Genomic DNA, 15,572 nt, shown 5'->3' with positions numbered 1-15,572 from the left:
GTTCTTTGAAGAGCGTGCAGCCTCGGGCTGGACTGTGCCCCCTGATGTCCTCTTCCTCGCATCCAACCACGGACGGTCGGACGGGCGCTCATTACCCATGGGTTACCCAGTCGGCGGGCGGGTAAGACCGCCTGCCCGTCTCCCGCCACCGCCCCTCAGCCGAGGTGTCCACGTGCCACCCCTCCACTCCGCGCCAGCACCCGGGCCAGCGACTCCACCACTTCCGGCTGGTAGTCGCGCGCCGTGCCGAGCCGCAGCTCCTCCAGCGCGCGCAGCGGCCCGCCCGGGCCCGCCTCCCTGGCCTTCTCCTCGTAGGCGTTGACCGCCCGTACGATTCTGGCGCTGACCGGCTGTTCCCGGTACGGGTCCGCCTGCCGCTCCACGACCACGGCGACGTCCGCGTCCACGCCGGTCTGGCGCACCACGGCGCCGCCCAGCAGCGCGATGCGCCGCTGGTCCTCCGGCGCGAGGACGGCGGTGGCGCCCGCGGGCACCGGGTCCACGAGGGACAGCTGTCCGATGTCGTGCATCAGCGCCGCGTACTCCAGAACGGTCAGCTCCGGCTCGGACAGGCCCAGCTCACGGCCGACGGCCCGGCTGAGCGCGGCCACCCGCCGGGCGTGACCCGCGGGTGTGTACCCGGCGATCTCGGTGGCTCTCGCGAGCGAGGCGATGGTCTGGCGGTACGTGGCCCGGACGGCCGCGTACCGCCGGAAGGAGAGCTGGGTGAGCAGCAGCGGCAGCGAGAACACGGGCAGCGCCCACAGCCCGGCGACGGCCACCGCGAGGGCCATGACCGCGCCGGTCGCGCAGACGGCCGAGCCGATGCCCGGCGTGCCCCGCAGCTCGTCCCTGAGCAGCGGCCCGAAGGGCCAGCGCGTGCGCGCGTGCGCCATCGCGGCCGCCAGCACCGCGTCCCACAGCGCGGTCAGCACGAGCAGCGCGACGACGAGGGCCGCGTACCCGGCTCCCCCGCCGGTCCACTCCTGCCACCGGCCCTGGTTGTAGAGCGGCTGGAAGCACACGGCGGCGAAGGCGACCGTCAGGACGCGGCGTGCGAGGTGGTCGGCGGTGGGGCCCCGCCCCCGGGCCACATGGGGGACGCAGCCGAGCAGCGAGGCCGCCGCGACCACGGCGACGACCTGCGGCACGTCGTGGTGCGTGGCCCGGCCGGCGTTCTCCCCCAGCAGGGCGTACGCGAGGGCCCCCGCGGCGCCGAGCGGCGCGGGCTCGCGCTCCCCGGCGCCGCTCCACCGCGCGAACTCCCCGACCGCCGTCAGCAGCCCGAAGGCGAGGGCCGCGCCACGCTGGTCGACTCCGTGCCAGAGCGTATGGGCCAGCGCGGCGGCGGCCAGGACGAGGGCGAGCGCGTGCACCGGCAGCGTCGGACGGGCGCCCGCCCACCCGGCCCCGGTCACGGCGCGGACTCCGTCCGCCGGGAGCCCCCCGGTGTCTGGGCGGGCACCCCCGGCCGGGCCTCGTCGGCGGTGACCGCGGGATGCCAGCCGTGCCGGCCGAGGGCGCGCGCCAGAGCCGTGACCATGCGCGGGTCGAACTGCCTGCCCGCGCACCGCTCCAGTTCCGCGAGGGCCGCCGCGACGGGTCTGGCCCGCCGGTACGAACGCGTGGACGTCATGGCGTCGAAGGCGTCGGCGACCGCCACCACGCGCGCGAACTCGGGGATCTGACGTCCCACCAGTCCGTACGGGTATCCGCTGCCGTCGATGCGCTCGTGGTGGTGCAGGATCGCGGACCTCGCCTCGCCGAGGAAGCCGATGCCCCGCACCATCTCGTGCCCGTACTCGGGGTGCAGCTCGATCACCCGGCGCTCCTCGGGCGTCAGCGGGCCGTCCTTGCGCAGCAGCCGGGTGGGCACGCCGAGTTTGCCCACGTCGTGCAGGATTCCGGCGAACCTGAGCACCTCGGCCCGCTCGTCGTCCATGCCGATCTCGCGCGCGATCATCATCGACGCCCGCCCGACGCGTTCGCTGTGCCCTCGGGTGTAGCCGTCCTTGATGTCGACGGCCTGCACGAGCGCCCGGATGGTGGCCTGGTGGGCGGCGCGCTCCCGGTGGTACTGCGCGAACACCCACCAGGAGACGTACATCGGCAGCAGCACGAGCAGCGCCGCCGCGGGCCCGTAGGGGCTGCGCCACAGCACCGCCATCATCAGTCCGGCCAGTCCGTGCACGGCGAGCGGGGCGAGCGAGCGTGCGAAGAGCCCGCGCCAGGCCGTCCGCGCCGGAACGCGTTCGGCCGCCACGAGGACGGCCCCGTCGAGGAGGGTGAGCACCGCGCAGAGGGCGAGCACCGCGGCTCCGGCCGGCACGAGCGCGTACGGGGACTCGGCCCGGACCACGGACTCGCGGCCGCCGAGCGCCCCGTGCACCCGGGACGCCGTCCACACCGCGACGACGAGCTGGGCCGCCCGCCACACCCGGCGGATCCGGCGCGGCCGCTGCTCCACCCGGGTCAGCAGCGCCCCCGGCAGCGCGACGAGCGCCGCGGCGGACGGCGGCAGCAGAAAGGCCCCGGCGAGGAGTACGGGGAAGAAGGCGCCCATGCCCTGGGGGGCGTGCCGCCCGGCGGGGCGCCACCGGCTGAGCTGCTCGCAGCCGGCGCACAGGGCGGCGAGGAGCGCGAGGGCCGCCCAGGGGGTGCGGCCGTCCGGCAGCCGGGCCAGGCACGCCAGGGCGCCCAGTACGGCGAGGGCGACGCAGCACAGGGCCCGCGGCGGAATCGGTCCCATCGCGCGCCCCTCCCCGTGACCCGTGTCCGGCGGACTTCGCTCACGTCCGTTCGGTTCCGGAGACTATTGCGACGCGGGGTGGCGCGGGGGTGGCTACAGCCGATTCAGCAGGCCTGCGGACCTGGGATTAGCACGTTCGGGTGACAAGAGGCCGCGACGGCGTGTCGCGGCCTCCTGGTCGGTTCTGCGGCGGTCGGGCCGGCCGTCAGGGCTCCTGCCTCGCGGCGGCCTGCGGCGAGGCCGTCAGGTCGTGCTCCGGCACGGTCTGCCCCGAGCGGATCAGCTCGATGCGGCCCATCACCTTGGCGCGCAGGTCGGTCGGCACGTCGTCCTGACCGCAGCAGCGCTTCACCAGCTTCTTCACGGCCTGCTCCAGGCCGTACTTCTCGAGGCACGGGGAGCACTCCTCGAAGTGCACCTCGAACTTGGTGCAGTCGGCATCGGGCATCTCGTGGTCGAGGAACTCGTAGAGATGATCGAGTACTTCACTGCAGTCCGTCTCGTGCGGCTCTCCGCAGCTCATGAGCCCGAGCCTTTCGTTCCGTCCGACTCCCCGGCGCCCGCCGGGACCAGCCCGCGGTCCTTGGCGTAGTCCTCGAGCATGCCGCGCAACTGGCGGCGGCCCCGGTGCAGCCGGGACATCACCGTACCGATGGGTGTCCCCATGATGTCCGCGATCTCCTTGTACGCAAAGCCCTCGACGTCCGCGAGATAGACGGCGATGCGGAATTCCTCGGGGATCGCCTGAAGGGCTTCCTTGACGTCCGAGTCGGGCAGGTGGTCGAGCGCCTGCGACTCCGCGGAACGCAGACCCGTCGACATGTGCGACTCGGCGCGCGCGAGCTGCCAGTCCTCGATCTCCTCGGCGGCCGAGCGCTGGGGCTCACGCTGCTTCTTGCGGTACGAGTTGATGAAGGTGTTCGTCAGGATCCGGTACAGCCACGCCTTGAGGTTGGTGCCCTCGCGGAACTGGTGGAAGGACGCGTACGCCTTCGCGTAGGTCTCCTGCACCAGGTCCTCGGCGTCCGCCGGGTTGCGCGTCATGCGCAGCGCGGCCGAGTACATCTGGTCGAGGAACTCCAGCGCGTCCCGCTCGAAGCGCGCACTGCGCTCGGCGGTCGACTCGCTGCCGCCCGGGCCCTCGGGCTGCTCCGCCTGGCCGTGTTCGGTCCCTGCGTCGGTCCCAGTGACCGGACCCACCTCCTCAAGAGTCTGGGCAGGACCGAAACCGGACCCACCAGAATCGGAGGATAGACGACGATCCGGTCCGCCCGCCGCTCGAATCGGGGCGGCCTTCGCCGAGTGCAGCACCGTCCACTCCAGGTCAGCGGCGCTGCGGCGGCTCGGGCAGATGGTCGAACCCATGCGGCGGACATCCTCTCGTACGAACGGTCACAGCACGGTCGTGCTGTCTGATTCGCACAACAGTGGTCCGCGGCTCGGCATTCCCGGCCGTCACGCCAGCCCTGAAGTCCACTCCAGCACGCCGTCGGAGAGGATCCGCAGCGCCTCGTCCTGGCCGAGCGGCGCCCGCTTCGGCACGGCGAACCCGTGATCTGCGTACGGCACTTCGACGAGGGTGTACGAGCCCTCGGGGAACTCGGCGGGCCTGCCGAAGGGGTCGTTCCCGCCCTGCACCACGAGGGTGGGCACCCCGGCTCCGAGCAGCTCGGCCGCGCGGGACTTCTCGGGCCTGCCCGGCGGATGCAGCGGGAAGCCGAGCGCGAGGACGGCGTGGGCGCCGAGCTCCGCGGCCGTCCGGCACGCGACGCGGGCCCCGGCGCTGCGCCCGCCGGCGACGACGGGCAGGCCCGGCGCGGCCAGCACCGGCCACACGCCCCGCCAGCCCTCGTCCAGGGTCCTGGGCGCGGGCGCCACCTTCTTCCCGGCCACGCGCCACGGCTGCTCGACCAGGGCCACGGTCACGCCGTGCGCGGGCAGCTCCGCGGCCAGCGCCCGCAGGTCCCGCGCCTCGATCCCGCCGCCCGCTCCGTGGCTCGCGGCGAGGACGAGCCGTGCCTTCCCCGTCCGGTGCCAGGTGACGCGGGCCTCGCCCGCGTCCGTCGCGACGGTCTCGACCGATTCGATGATCTGTGTCACGTCAGAAGAGTGTGCCCTCTTCCGGCCCCTCCAGCTCCTTCAGCAGCTCCGGGCCGTTGTTGCGGACGTTGCTCACCGCGGTGGATACGGGGTAGGCCCGCATCAGGCCGTGCGGCGGCGGGGCGAGCAGCGTGCGCAGTTCCTCCACGTCCGTGCGGGACGGGTCGAGCCAGGCGTCCCAGCGGTCGGGAGTGAGCATCAGCGGCATCCGCGGGTGGATGTCGGCCAGGGAGCCGGGACCCTCGGCCGGGGGCACGGCGAGCGGAGCGGTCTCGGCCTCCGTGGTGATCACGGAGCACGTCGCCCACCAGGACCGGGGGTGGTCGTCGGGGAGCGTGCGGTCCCGCCAGAACTCGTACAGCCCGGCCATCGCGAAGACCGACCCGTCGGCGGGGAGCACGAAGTACGGCTGCTTGCGCTGCCGCTTCCTCCTCCCCTCGACCTCCAGCTCGCGCTCGCCGGTCCCGGTCACCCACTCGTAATAGCCGTCGGCCGGGATGATGCACCGCCGGGCGGCGAAGGCCCGCCGGTACGAGGGCTTCTCGTGCACGGTCTCGGCGCGGGCGTTGATCATCCGGGCGGCGCCCTCGGGCGTCCTGGCCCAGGACGGGACCAGTCCCCAGGTGAGCCTGCGCAGCTGCCGAACCGGTCTCGGGTCCGCTGCGTCCTTCAAGGGGCGGTCCAGGACCGCGTAGACCTCCTTCGTCGGAGCCACGTTGTAGTCGGGGTCAGGTGCCTCCTCCGGCTCCCACCGCTCGACCTCAAAGGTTCCTGCGAGATCCTCTGGTCCACGACTCGCCGCATACCGTCCGCACATACGTGCCACACTGCCAGATCCCCCATCGCCAAAGGGAGCCCGAGCCCACCATGCAGAGCACCGCAGCCACCTCGCTGGCCACCCTCTGGGACGAGGTCTTCGGCGGCCAGCCGGACCCCGACACCTGGGTGGTCGTGGCCACTCTGGTCGCGGCGCTCGCCGTGGTCGTCCCGCCCGCCCTCTGGCGGCTCTCCCGCAACGCGATCACCATCGCGCACGAGGGCGGCCACGGTCTGGTCGCGCTGCTCACGGGCCGCAGCCTCAGCGGCATCCGGCTGCACTCGGACACCAGCGGCCTCACCGTCAGCAGGGGCAAGCCGACGGGCCTCGGCATGATCCTCACCGCGGCCGCGGGCTACACCGCTCCCCCGCTGCTCGGCCTCGGCGGCGCCGCGCTCCTGGCCGCCGGCCACATCACGGCCCTGCTGTGGCTGGCCACGCTGCTCCTCGTCGCGATGCTGGTGATGATCCGCAACGCGTACGGCGCGCTCACGGTGCTCCTCACCGGCGCCACCTTCGTGGTGGTGTCCTGGCTGACCGGCCCCCAGGTGCAGGCGGCGTTCGCGTACGCGGTGGTCTGGTTCCTGCTGCTCGGCGGGGTCCGCCCGGCCTTCGAGCTCCAGGCCAAGCGGCGCCGCGGCGGGGCGGGCGACTCCGACGCGGACCAGCTGGCGCGGCTCACCCACGTCCCGCCGGGCCTGTGGCTCTTCCTCTTCCACGCGGTGTCGCTGTGCTCCCTGATAGGCGGCGGGCGCTGGCTGCTCCAGGTGTGACGCGGCACGGGGCGGCGTCAGGCACGGGCCGGGGGGCCTGCGAGCGGAGCGGGGCGCCGACCGGGTGCGCGCGGTCCTGCGCAGGCGGGGCCCGGTGGGCGGGTGCGGCTGGTGTGCCGGGTGCGACCGGTGTGCTGGGTGCGGCGCCCGCGACTCCGTACGAGGGGTGCGGCGCCCGTGACTCCGTACGAGGGGTGCGGCGCCCGTGACTCCGTACGAGGGGTGCGGCGCCCGTGACTCCGTACGAGAGGTGCGTCCCCTGCGTCGCCGAGGGCGGAGAAGGCCGGCCGGGTCCGTGTGACGCACGGCCCGCGACCCGCGCGACCTGCCGCGACGAACGCCTCCGGGGGCGGACCGGCCCGTTCCCCGGCCGAACCCGACGGGCCGAACCCCCACTAAAGTGAGGGGTATGACCGTGAACCCCGCCCACACCTCCCTCTGGCCCGCCCCGCAAGCGAGCGCGGCCGTCGACGCGACGGTCCACGTGCCCGGTTCCAAGTCGGTCACCAATCGCGCGCTCGTGCTCGCCGCCCTCGCGGCGGAGCCGGGCTGGCTCCGCCGGCCCCTGCGCTCCCGCGACACCCTGCTGATGGCGGGTGCCCTGCGCGCGATGGGCGTCGGCATCGAGGAGACGGTGTCGTCGAGTTCCTCGGTCGCGGGCGGCGGCCAGGGCTCGGGCGAGGCCTGGCGGGTCATCCCCTCGGGCCTGCGCGGTCCGGCCACCGTCGACGTCGGCAACGCCGGCACGGTCATGCGCTTCCTGCCACCGGTCGCCGCGCTCGCCGACGGCCCGATCCGGTTCGACGGCGACGCACGGTCCCACGAGCGCCCCCTGAACGGTGTGATCGACGCCCTGCGCGCCCTCGGCGCCCGTATCGACGACGACGGCCGGGGCTCCCTGCCTCTCACCGTGCACGGTGGCGGGGCGCTGGAGGGCGGCCCGGTGTCCATCGACGCGTCCTCGTCCTCCCAGTTCGTGTCCGCGCTGCTGCTGTCCGGCCCGCGCTTCAACCAGGGCGTGGAGGTGCGGCACACCGGCTCGACCCTCCCCTCGCTGCCCCACATCCGGATGACGGTCGACATGCTGCGCTCGATCGGCGCCCAGGTGGACACCCCGGAGTCGGGCGGCGAGCCCAACGTCTGGCGGGTCACCCCGGGCGCGCTGCTCGGCCGCGACCTCACGGTCGAGCCCGACCTGTCGAACGCCCAGCCCTTCCTGGCGGCCGCCCTGGTCACCGGCGGCCGGGTCGTCGTGCCCGACTGGCCCGCGCGCACCACCCAGCCGGGTGACAAGCTGCGGGAGATCTTCACCGAGATGGGTGGCTCCTGCGAACTGACGGACCGCGGGCTCGAGTTCACCGGTTCCGGCTCGATCCACGGCATCGACGTGGACCTGGGCGAGGTCGGCGAGCTGACCCCCGGCATCGCGGCGGTGGCGGCCCTGGCCGACTCCCCCTCGACGCTGCGCGGGGTGGCCCACCTGCGGCTGCACGAGACGGACCGGCTGGCCGCGCTCACCAAGGAGATCAACGAGCTCGGCGGCGACGTCACCGAGACCGCCGACGGACTCCACATCCGCCCGCGCCGCCTGCACGGCGGGATCTTCCACACGTACGACGACCACCGCATGGCCACGGCGGGCGCGATCATCGGCCTCGTGGTCGACGGTGTCCAGATCGAGAACGTGGCGACGACGGCGAAGACCCTGCCGGACTTCCCCGATCTGTGGACCGGAATGCTCGGGAACTGACGGGCGGACCGGGATCATGCGCCGTTACGGCAAGCACACCGACGAGGACGACATCCGCTCGCGCCCGAACCGCAAGGGCAACCGGCCGCGGACGAGCATCAGGCCCAAGCACGAGGACGCGGCGGACGGCATGGTCCTCACCGTCGACCGCGGCCGGCTGACCTGCCTGGTGGACGACCGGGTCGTCATGGCGATGAAGGCCCGCGAACTGGGCCGCAAGGCGGCCGTGGTGGGCGACCGGGTGGCCCTCGTGGGCGACCTGTCCGGCCAGAAGGACACCCTGGCCCGCATCGTCCGCATCGCGCCGCGCACCTCGGTGCTGCGCCGCACGGCCGACGACGACGACCCGTACGAGCGCGTGGCCGTCGCCAACGCCGACCAACTGGCCATCGTGACGGCCCTCGCCGACCCGGAGCCGCGTCCGCGCCTGATCGACCGCTGCCTGGTCGCCGCGTACGACGGCGGGCTCGAACCGCTCCTCGTCCTCACCAAGTCGGACCTCGCGACCCCCGACGAACTGCTGGAGCTGTACGGGGCGTTGGGCGTGCCGTACGTCGTGACGAGCCGCGCGGAACTGGAGAGCGGCGAGGCGGTCGACCGGGTCCGCAAGCTGCTCGACGGCAAGACGACGGCTTTCGTGGGGCATTCGGGCGTGGGCAAGACGACCCTGGTCAACGCCCTCGTGTCGCTGGAGCGGCGGCGCTCCACGGGCCACGTCAACGCGGTGACCGGCCGGGGACGGCACACCACCACGTCGGCGCGGGCGATCCCGCTGCCGGAGGGCGGCGGCTGGGTCATCGACACACCGGGCGTACGGTCCTTCGGCCTGCACCACGTGGACCCGTCCCGGGTCATCAAGGCGTTTCCCGACCTGGAGCCGGGCACCGAGGGCTGCCCGCGCGCCTGCAGCCACGACGAGCCGGACTGCGCGCTCGACGAGTGGGTGGCGCAGGGGCACGCGGACCCGGCCCGGCTCTACTCGCTGCGCCGGCTGCTCTCCACCCGGGAGCGGCGGGAGGGAGACTGATCCCTGTGACCTCAGCGTTGTTTGCATCCCCGCGCCAACGGTAAAGGCATAATCGCACCAAGCCGGATGCAAGCGAGACGAAGCGGTCACGGAGCGTGGGAGGGCATCACATGGCGTGGCTGCTGGTCGTCGTGGCGGGCTTGCTGGAGACCGGTTTCGCGGTCTGCCTCAAGCTGTCCCACGGTTTCACGAGGCTCTGGCCGACGGTCGCGTTCTGCATCTTCGCGCTGGGCAGCTTCGGTCTGCTCACCCTGTCCCTGAAGAAGCTCGACGTGGGTCCCGCCTACGCGGTCTGGACGGGCATCGGGGCGGCCGGCACCGCCATCTACGGGATGGTCTTCCTCGGCGACCTGGTCTCCACGCTGAAGATCGTCTCCATCAGCCTGGTGATCGCGGGCGTGATCGGCCTCCAGCTGTCGGGTTCGGCGCAGTGAGCCCGCCCTCCGGGCACCGCCCGGAGGGCCGCCCCGCGAACGCGCGCCCCGCCCCGTCCTCGCGAGCCGCCCGGCCCGCCCGGTCCCCTCGGTCGCGCCGGTCCCACCGTCCCCGACGGACCCATTGATCCCCCGGACCACCGGACCCCACCGGACCCCACCGGACCCCACCGGACCCATTGATCCCAGGGGTCCCACGCGTCGGGGGCCTCAGACCGCCGCGCGCGTGGACGCCAGGACGCGCCTGACCATCTCGGCGGTGCCCTTCTCCCCCGCGGGCGCCAGCACGCACGACAGTCCCAGCCGCACCGCGAGTTCGCACGCCCGCACCAGGTCGCCCGACTCGGCCTGGGACGCGCCCGGCCGGGCGAGCGAGGCGACGGCCCGGTCCCGCACCAGCCCCACGAAGTCCCCGGGCGAGGGCAGCGGCCCGTCGGCCCTGCGCTGCGCCGGCACGGTGGAGGAGGACGGCACGGCCGACAGGGTCAGGGAGGGCAGCCTCTCGCTCCAGCACCCCGTGAGCATCGCCCTCACCAGGACGTTGCCGCGGGCGGCGGACACCGTCCACTGCGCGGCGGCCACCAGCCGCTCCCCGGGCTCCGGATGACTCGTCAGGGCCCGCTCCACACCCGCGAGATACGCGTCCACCTCACGCCGTACGAGCGCCCGGGCGAGCCCTTCCTTGCTGCCGAACTCGTTGTAGAGGGTCTGCCGGGACACCCCGGCCACCGCGGCCACGTCGACCATCCGCACGGCGGACCACGGACGGCGTCCGAGCGCCGCGTAGGCGGAGTCCAGCAGGGATTCCCGCGCTCCAGGCATCGTCGCCTCCCCGGGCGATCGGCTCTGCGCTTCAGGGTTGACGCGCACCGGGGCACTGTCAAGGGTTCGCGGCGGCACCGCGGGGGCGTGCGCCGCCGACGTGCGGGGCGGCGGGGGACGGGGAGGTCCCGTGGTGACCCCCGTCCGGTGTGGCCCCGTCAGGACCCGGGCAGATACGGTTCACCCATGCCCGACTACCGCGATGACCTGCGCCTCGCCCATGTCCTGGCGGACGCCGCCGACGCCGCGACGATGGACCGGTTCAAGGCGCTCGACCTCAAGGTCGAGACCAAGCCGGACATGACTCCGGTGAGCGAGGCCGACAAGGCCGCCGAGGAGCTGATCCGCGGTCATCTCCAGCGGGCCAGGCCGCGCGACGCGATCCTCGGCGAGGAGTACGGCGTCGAGGGCACGGGCCCCCGCCGCTGGGTGATCGACCCCATCGACGGCACGAAGAACTACGTGCGCGGGGTTCCCGTCTGGGCCACGCTGATCGCGCTGATGGAGGCGGCCGAGGGCGGCTACCGGCCGGTCGTCGGCGTGGTGTCGGCGCCCGCGCTCGGCCGCCGCTGGTGGGCCGCGAGGGGCCACGGCGCCTACAGCGGGCGGAGCCTGTCGTCGGCGACCCGGCTGAAGGTCTCCAAGGTCGCGCACATGCGGGACGCCTCGTTCGCGTACTCCTCGCTGAGCGGCTGGGAGGAGGGCGGCCGCCTGGACGGCTTCCTGGACCTGACCCGCGAGGTGTGGCGCACGCGCGCGTACGGCGACTTCTGGCCGTACATGATGGTCGCGGAGGGCGCGGTCGACATCTGCGCCGAGCCCGAGCTGTCGCTGTGGGACATGGCGGCGACCGCCATCGTGGTGACCGAGGCGGGCGGCACCTTCACGGGCCTCGACGGCCGCCCGGGCCCCCACAGCGGCAACGCGGCCGCGTCGAACGGGGTCCTCCACGACGAGCTGCTGGGATACCTGAACCAGCGCTACTGACACCGCCCGCCCCTTGCTCCCGGCCCGGGCGGCCGCCTCGCCGTCGGCGCGGTGGCCGTGGCGGGCCGTCCCAAACCGGACGGGCGCCGGCCTTCGCGCGGGGGCGACACCGCCGACGACACCCACCGGCCCGCAGCCCGCAACGACCGCACGGCGACGACCGCGGTCGCGTTGCGGGCGGCGAAACCGGCGCCCCGGGAACATCGGGGGCACCGGACGCGGGCTCCCACGCCCCGAGGCGGCTCCACGCGCCCTCTTGTTGACCCTCTCTTTAACTGCGACTCTGAGAGCTCCCCCACTTGTGAACTTGTGAATCCGTTAACTAGCGGATTCCTAGGAGGTGGCTCCGCCCATGCTCGTCCGTGACGCCATGAGCACGGTGGTCCTGACCATCGGTCCCGCTCACACTCTCCGGCAGGCCGCAGCGCTGATGTCCGCCCGCCGCGTCGGCGCGGCCGTCGTCCTCGATCCCGACGAGAACGGGATCGGCATCCTGACCGAGCGCGACATCCTCAACTCCGTCGGCCTGGGCCAGAGCCCGGACACCGAGAGGGCACACGCCCACACCACCAACGACGTGGTCTTCGCCGCGCCCACCTGGACCCTGGAGGAGGCCGGACAGGCCATGTCCCACGGCGGCTTCCGCCACCTCGTCGTCCTCGACCGCGGCGAGCCGGTCGGCATCGTCTCGGTCCGCGACATCATCCGCTGCTGGGCCCCGCTGCGGCAGCACGCCCCGGCCTGACCCACCGAGTCCGCCACTGCACGGGCCGTACGCGCGGACCGCCGGTCCGCGGCCGGCCGGGCCGGAACGACAGGTGGGCCGGACCCCCGGTACGGGGCCCGGCCCACCCTCGACGGCAAGCGTTCCAGTGCCGGCGTCGGCCGCGCGATTCCTGGACCGCGGCCACCAGCCACTTGCCGAAGTCCTGCCCGTCCGACGGTAGTTGCCGATCGCACGCCCGGCGACGCCGTCGTGCGAGACATTCGCCATAGGGCCACGGTGTTGCCGACCGGGTGGCCCGTGGCGCCCGCGGAGGCCGGCGCCGCAGGCCTCCCACGGCGCGAAGTCACCGCCACGGACGATCCGATCCTACAATGGACTTAGTCCAATTACGGGCGGGTTCCAAAGTCACACCTATTCGGAAACTGTTCGACCTGCTGTTACGCTGACCCCATGAGCGACCTGCTGGAACGGCTGCGCGGACGCGGATGGCGGATGACCGCGCAGCGACGTGTCGTAGCCGAGGTTCTCGACGGCGACCACGTACATCTGACGGCCGACGAGGTCCACATCCGCGCCGTCGCCAAGCTGCCGGAGATCTCCCGGGCGACCGTCTACAACACCCTGGGCGAGCTGGTCTCGCTCGGCGAGGTGCTGGAGGTCGCCACGGACAAGCGCGCGAAGCGGTACGACCCGAACGCGCACCGGCCCCACCACCACCTGGTCTGCGCGCGGTGCGGCACGATCCGTGACGTCCACCCCGGCGGCAACCCGCTGGCGGACCTCCCCGACTCCGAGCGCTTCGGCTTCACGGTGTCGGACGTCGAGGTGACGTACCGCGGCGTCTGCCCCACTTGCGCGGCCGCCTGACCCGTAGGACGCCTCGAAGGCCCCGAGCCCCGGAATCCACCCCGGGACGCCGGGGCCTTGCTGCGTCGTGCCCACCCGAAACACACCGAAGGCCCGGAACCATTGGTTCCGGGCCTTCGGCCTTCAGTAGCGGGGACAGGATTTGAACCTGCGACCTCTGGGTTATGAGCCCAGCGAGCTACCGAGCTGCTCCACCCCGCGTCGATGAACTGAACAGTACGTCACCCTGCCGACCAGCGCAAATCGCTTGCCGCGGGGCCGGAGGACCGGAGAAGGGGCCGGGCGCCGCAGCCCGTGGAGGGAGGCCGGGCGCCGCGTGGACGACCCGTCGGAGGGCCGCCCGGAGGGCGGGCCCGCGAGGGGCCCGCCCGTCACGCGGACAGTTCCTGCCGCAGCGCGTCCCGCAGCCGGGCCGCGCGCTCGGACACCTCGCCGGGGCCGAGCGACACGGCGAGGTCCGCCCACCGCTGCCCCTCGGCGAGTTCGCCGCGCCGCGCGTAGACGAGGGCGAGCCGCAACGCCGCCCGACCGTGCCCCGCGTCGGCCGCCCGCGCCCACCAGAGGGCCGCCTCCGGCTCGCTCCCCTCCCGGGCGAGGAGCAGCCCCAGGTTGAACGCTCCGTTGCGCGAGCCGGCCTCCGCGGCCTCGCGGTACCACCGGGCCGCCTCGACGACGTCACCCCGCGCGGACGCGAGCATGCCGACGCGCACCTGGGCCCGCCGGTGGCCCTGGGTCGCGGCCCGCTCGTACCACTCCTCGCACTCGCTCTTCTCGGTGGCCGGCTCGCCGAGTTCGTGCTCGGGCGCGGGCGTGCGCCGCGCGTCCAACACGCTGGCCAGCCGGTACGCCGCCTCCGCGCTACCGCCCCCGGCGGCGCACCGCAGATGCCGCTCGGCGGTCGGCTCGTCCCCGTCCCGCAGCCGCGCGATGCCGACCTGGAGCGCGGCCTCGGTGTGCCCTGCGGCGGCGGCCCGCTCGTACCAGCGCAGCGCGGCCTCCTCCTCACCCCTGCCCGCGTGCAGGATGCCGAGGTTGAACGCGGCGTCCACGCTGCCCGCCTCCGCGGCCTTGGAGAACCACGGTTCGGCGCCGGCCGCGTCACCGACCTGGAGCAGCAGGATCGCCAGCGCGTTCGCGGCCTCCCGGTGCCCCGCGTACGCCGCGCGCCGGTACCACTGCTCGGCCTGCGCGGTACGGGCCTGCTCCGCGCAGAGCAGGCCCAGGTTGTACGCGCCGTTCACGTCGCCCGCGTCCATCGCCGCCCGGTACCAGCGCTCGGCGGTCTGCGTCTCACCGCGCTCGGCGTGCAGCGCGCCCAGCGCGTTGGCGGCGTTCCCGTCGCCGTCCTGCGCGGCCCGCAGCCACCACACGGCCGCGCTCTCGGTGTCGCCCGCGTCGCGCAGCAGGAAGCCGAGGGCGCAGGCGGCCTGCGCCTCGCCCTCCTTGGCGGAGCTGAGGTACCAGCGGCCGGCCTCCTTCAGCTCGCCGCGCTTCTCGAGGATGCCGCCGAGCTGGAGGGCGGCCCGCCGGTGACCGCGCGCCGCCGCCTGCCGGTACCACTGCTCGGCCTCCTGCTCGTCGGCGCCGACGCCGTGGTCCGGGTCGGGGCCTCCCGCCGGGGCGGACCTCCGGTCCAGTGCGCGCGCGAGCCGGTACGCGGCCTCGCGGTGCCCGCGCTCGGCGGCGGCCCGCATCCACTCCTCGGCGCCCGCATCTGCGCGGTGCTCCAGGAGGTCGGCGAGCGCGTACGCGCCCAGGGCGTGCCCCTGCTCTGCGGACTGGCGCAGCCAGTACTCGGCGGCGGGCTCGTCGCCCCGCTCCCGGTGATGGCGGCCCAGCGCGTGCGCGGCGGCCGCGGATCCCGCGACGGCGGCGATCCGCCACCAGCCGGCGGCCTCCTCGGCGTAGCCGCGCTGGTGGAGGAGGACACCCAGGTTGTTGGCGGCGGCCCGGTCGCCGGCGGCCGTGGCGGCGCGCAGCAGGGACTCGGCTCCGTCGAGGTCGCCGCGGCGGAGCAGCATGGCCCCGAGGACACTCATCGCCTCGACGTCGCCCGCTTCCGCGGCCGGCCGTCGGCGTGCCTCCTCAGCGGCCTCGCCGGTCTCGTCCCGGTCGGAAGGCTGCACAAACCGCCCTGTCTCCAACAGAGTTGCCTTGTCCCCCATAACGTCCATCGTCGCACCACCCGCAACCTGGGTACACCTGGTATACCGCAGCCAGTGAGGTCACTTCAGCGTTTTGTCGACATGCCCACAGAGAGACAAGTCAAACACAGTTCCGCCAACTCCCCCTGCACGACGCGGCCTTCGCCGCGGCAGCACTGTTGAGCGACGGCACCCCCACACGGGCCGCACACGCGAAGGACCCGGATCCTAAGAGGATCCGGGTCCTTCGACTTGAGTAGCGGGGACAGGATTTGAACCTGCGACCTCTGGGTTATGAGCCCAGCGAGCTACCGAGCTGCTCCACCCCGCGCCGTTGTGTTGCAACCGTACCACGGCGCGGGGTGGGCTCCGGAC

15 protein-coding genes and 2 tRNA genes are annotated in these 15,572 nt (G+C 73.8%); 7 read left to right on the top strand and 10 right to left on the bottom strand.

Features of this window, described 5'->3' with window-relative positions; translation table 11 throughout:
• Positions 1-155: 155 nt before the first annotated feature.
• The 6 genes from IE265_RS02230 to IE265_RS02205 all read right to left on the bottom strand — a co-directional run bounded on the left by IE265_RS02230 (position 156) and on the right by IE265_RS02205 (position 5,666).
• Positions 156-1,418, bottom strand: a complete 1,263-nt coding sequence (locus IE265_RS02230; RefSeq protein ID WP_190033545.1) for an HD-GYP domain-containing protein — start codon at positions 1,416-1,418, stop codon at positions 156-158.
• Positions 1,415-2,749 (bottom strand): HD-GYP domain-containing protein, encoded by a 1,335-nt coding sequence (locus IE265_RS02225; protein ID WP_190033544.1) that lies wholly within the window; start codon positions 2,747-2,749, stop codon positions 1,415-1,417. The genes IE265_RS02230 and IE265_RS02225 overlap by 4 nt, the downstream gene beginning before the upstream one ends.
• A gap of 205 nt (positions 2,750-2,954) precedes the next feature.
• Positions 2,955-3,272 carry a mycothiol system anti-sigma-R factor gene (gene rsrA / locus IE265_RS02220; RefSeq protein ID WP_190033543.1) on the bottom strand — a complete coding sequence of 106 codons (318 nt, stop codon included), beginning with the start codon at positions 3,270-3,272 and terminating at the stop codon, positions 2,955-2,957.
• Positions 3,269-3,949, bottom strand: coding sequence for an RNA polymerase sigma factor SigR (gene sigR, locus IE265_RS02215; RefSeq protein ID WP_190033542.1), 681 nt, complete (start codon positions 3,947-3,949; stop codon positions 3,269-3,271). The genes rsrA and sigR overlap by 4 nt, the downstream gene beginning before the upstream one ends.
• Before the next feature lie 255 nt (positions 3,950-4,204).
• A complete protein-coding gene (locus tag IE265_RS02210; protein WP_190033541.1) occupies positions 4,205-4,849 on the bottom strand; it encodes an alpha/beta hydrolase family protein in 645 nt (214 codons plus the stop codon).
• A gap of 1 nt (position 4,850) precedes the next feature.
• On the bottom strand, positions 4,851-5,666 hold the full coding sequence (locus IE265_RS02205; protein ID WP_190033540.1) for an SOS response-associated peptidase: 816 nt from the start codon (positions 5,664-5,666) through the stop codon (positions 4,851-4,853).
• 50 nt (positions 5,667-5,716) lie between these two features.
• Here IE265_RS02205 and IE265_RS02200 point away from each other — a divergent pair, with 50 nt between their 5' ends.
• From IE265_RS02200 to IE265_RS02185, 4 genes are all read left to right on the top strand, one after another.
• Positions 5,717-6,439: a M50 family metallopeptidase gene (locus IE265_RS02200; protein ID WP_190033539.1), complete on the top strand. Its 723-nt coding sequence runs from the start codon at positions 5,717-5,719 to the stop codon at positions 6,437-6,439.
• Between the two features lie 409 nt (positions 6,440-6,848).
• Positions 6,849-8,189 carry a 3-phosphoshikimate 1-carboxyvinyltransferase gene (gene aroA / locus IE265_RS02195; RefSeq protein ID WP_190033538.1) on the top strand — a complete coding sequence of 447 codons (1,341 nt, stop codon included), beginning with the start codon at positions 6,849-6,851 and terminating at the stop codon, positions 8,187-8,189.
• A 16-nt stretch (positions 8,190-8,205) separates the two neighbouring features.
• Complete coding sequence (gene rsgA / locus IE265_RS02190; RefSeq protein WP_190033537.1) at positions 8,206-9,216, top strand: ribosome small subunit-dependent GTPase A; 1,011 nt, start codon at positions 8,206-8,208, stop codon at positions 9,214-9,216.
• A 110-nt stretch (positions 9,217-9,326) separates the two neighbouring features.
• A complete protein-coding gene (locus IE265_RS02185; RefSeq protein WP_190033536.1) occupies positions 9,327-9,650 on the top strand; it encodes a DMT family transporter in 324 nt (107 codons plus the stop codon).
• A gap of 210 nt (positions 9,651-9,860) precedes the next feature.
• Here the strand turns inward: IE265_RS02185 and IE265_RS02180 are convergent, their stop codons facing one another.
• Complete coding sequence (locus tag IE265_RS02180) at positions 9,861-10,472, bottom strand: TetR/AcrR family transcriptional regulator (RefSeq protein WP_190033535.1); 612 nt, start codon at positions 10,470-10,472, stop codon at positions 9,861-9,863.
• A 186-nt stretch (positions 10,473-10,658) separates the two neighbouring features.
• Between IE265_RS02180 and hisN the strand changes: the two genes are divergently transcribed.
• From hisN to IE265_RS02165, 3 genes are all read left to right on the top strand, one after another.
• On the top strand, positions 10,659-11,459 hold the full coding sequence (gene hisN, locus IE265_RS02175) for a histidinol-phosphatase (RefSeq protein WP_190033534.1): 801 nt from the start codon (positions 10,659-10,661) through the stop codon (positions 11,457-11,459).
• A gap of 352 nt (positions 11,460-11,811) precedes the next feature.
• Positions 11,812-12,204: a CBS domain-containing protein gene (locus IE265_RS02170; RefSeq protein ID WP_190033533.1), complete on the top strand. Its 393-nt coding sequence runs from the start codon at positions 11,812-11,814 to the stop codon at positions 12,202-12,204.
• Between the two features lie 432 nt (positions 12,205-12,636).
• The gene (locus IE265_RS02165; protein WP_190033532.1) at positions 12,637-13,053 is read left to right on the top strand and encodes a Fur family transcriptional regulator; all 417 of its coding nucleotides are present in this window, start codon (positions 12,637-12,639) and stop codon (positions 13,051-13,053) included.
• Between the two features lie 127 nt (positions 13,054-13,180).
• Here IE265_RS02165 and IE265_RS02160 read toward each other — a convergent pair.
• The 3 genes from IE265_RS02160 to IE265_RS02150 form a co-directional block, all read right to left on the bottom strand.
• Positions 13,181-13,254: transfer RNA gene (locus IE265_RS02160), tRNA-Met, on the bottom strand.
• 170 nt (positions 13,255-13,424) lie between these two features.
• Positions 13,425-15,227 (bottom strand): tetratricopeptide repeat protein, encoded by a 1,803-nt coding sequence (locus IE265_RS02155; protein ID WP_190033531.1) that lies wholly within the window; start codon positions 15,225-15,227, stop codon positions 13,425-13,427.
• Between the two features lie 227 nt (positions 15,228-15,454).
• Positions 15,455-15,528: transfer RNA gene (locus tag IE265_RS02150), tRNA-Met, on the bottom strand.
• Positions 15,529-15,572: the final 44 nt, after the last annotated feature.

Origin of the sequence: Streptomyces fructofermentans, from assembly GCF_014651055.1 — a bacterium.
Classification (GTDB): Bacteria; Actinomycetota; Actinomycetes; order Streptomycetales; family Streptomycetaceae; genus Streptomyces; species Streptomyces fructofermentans.
This window is presented reverse-complemented; position numbering and strand designations above follow the sequence as displayed.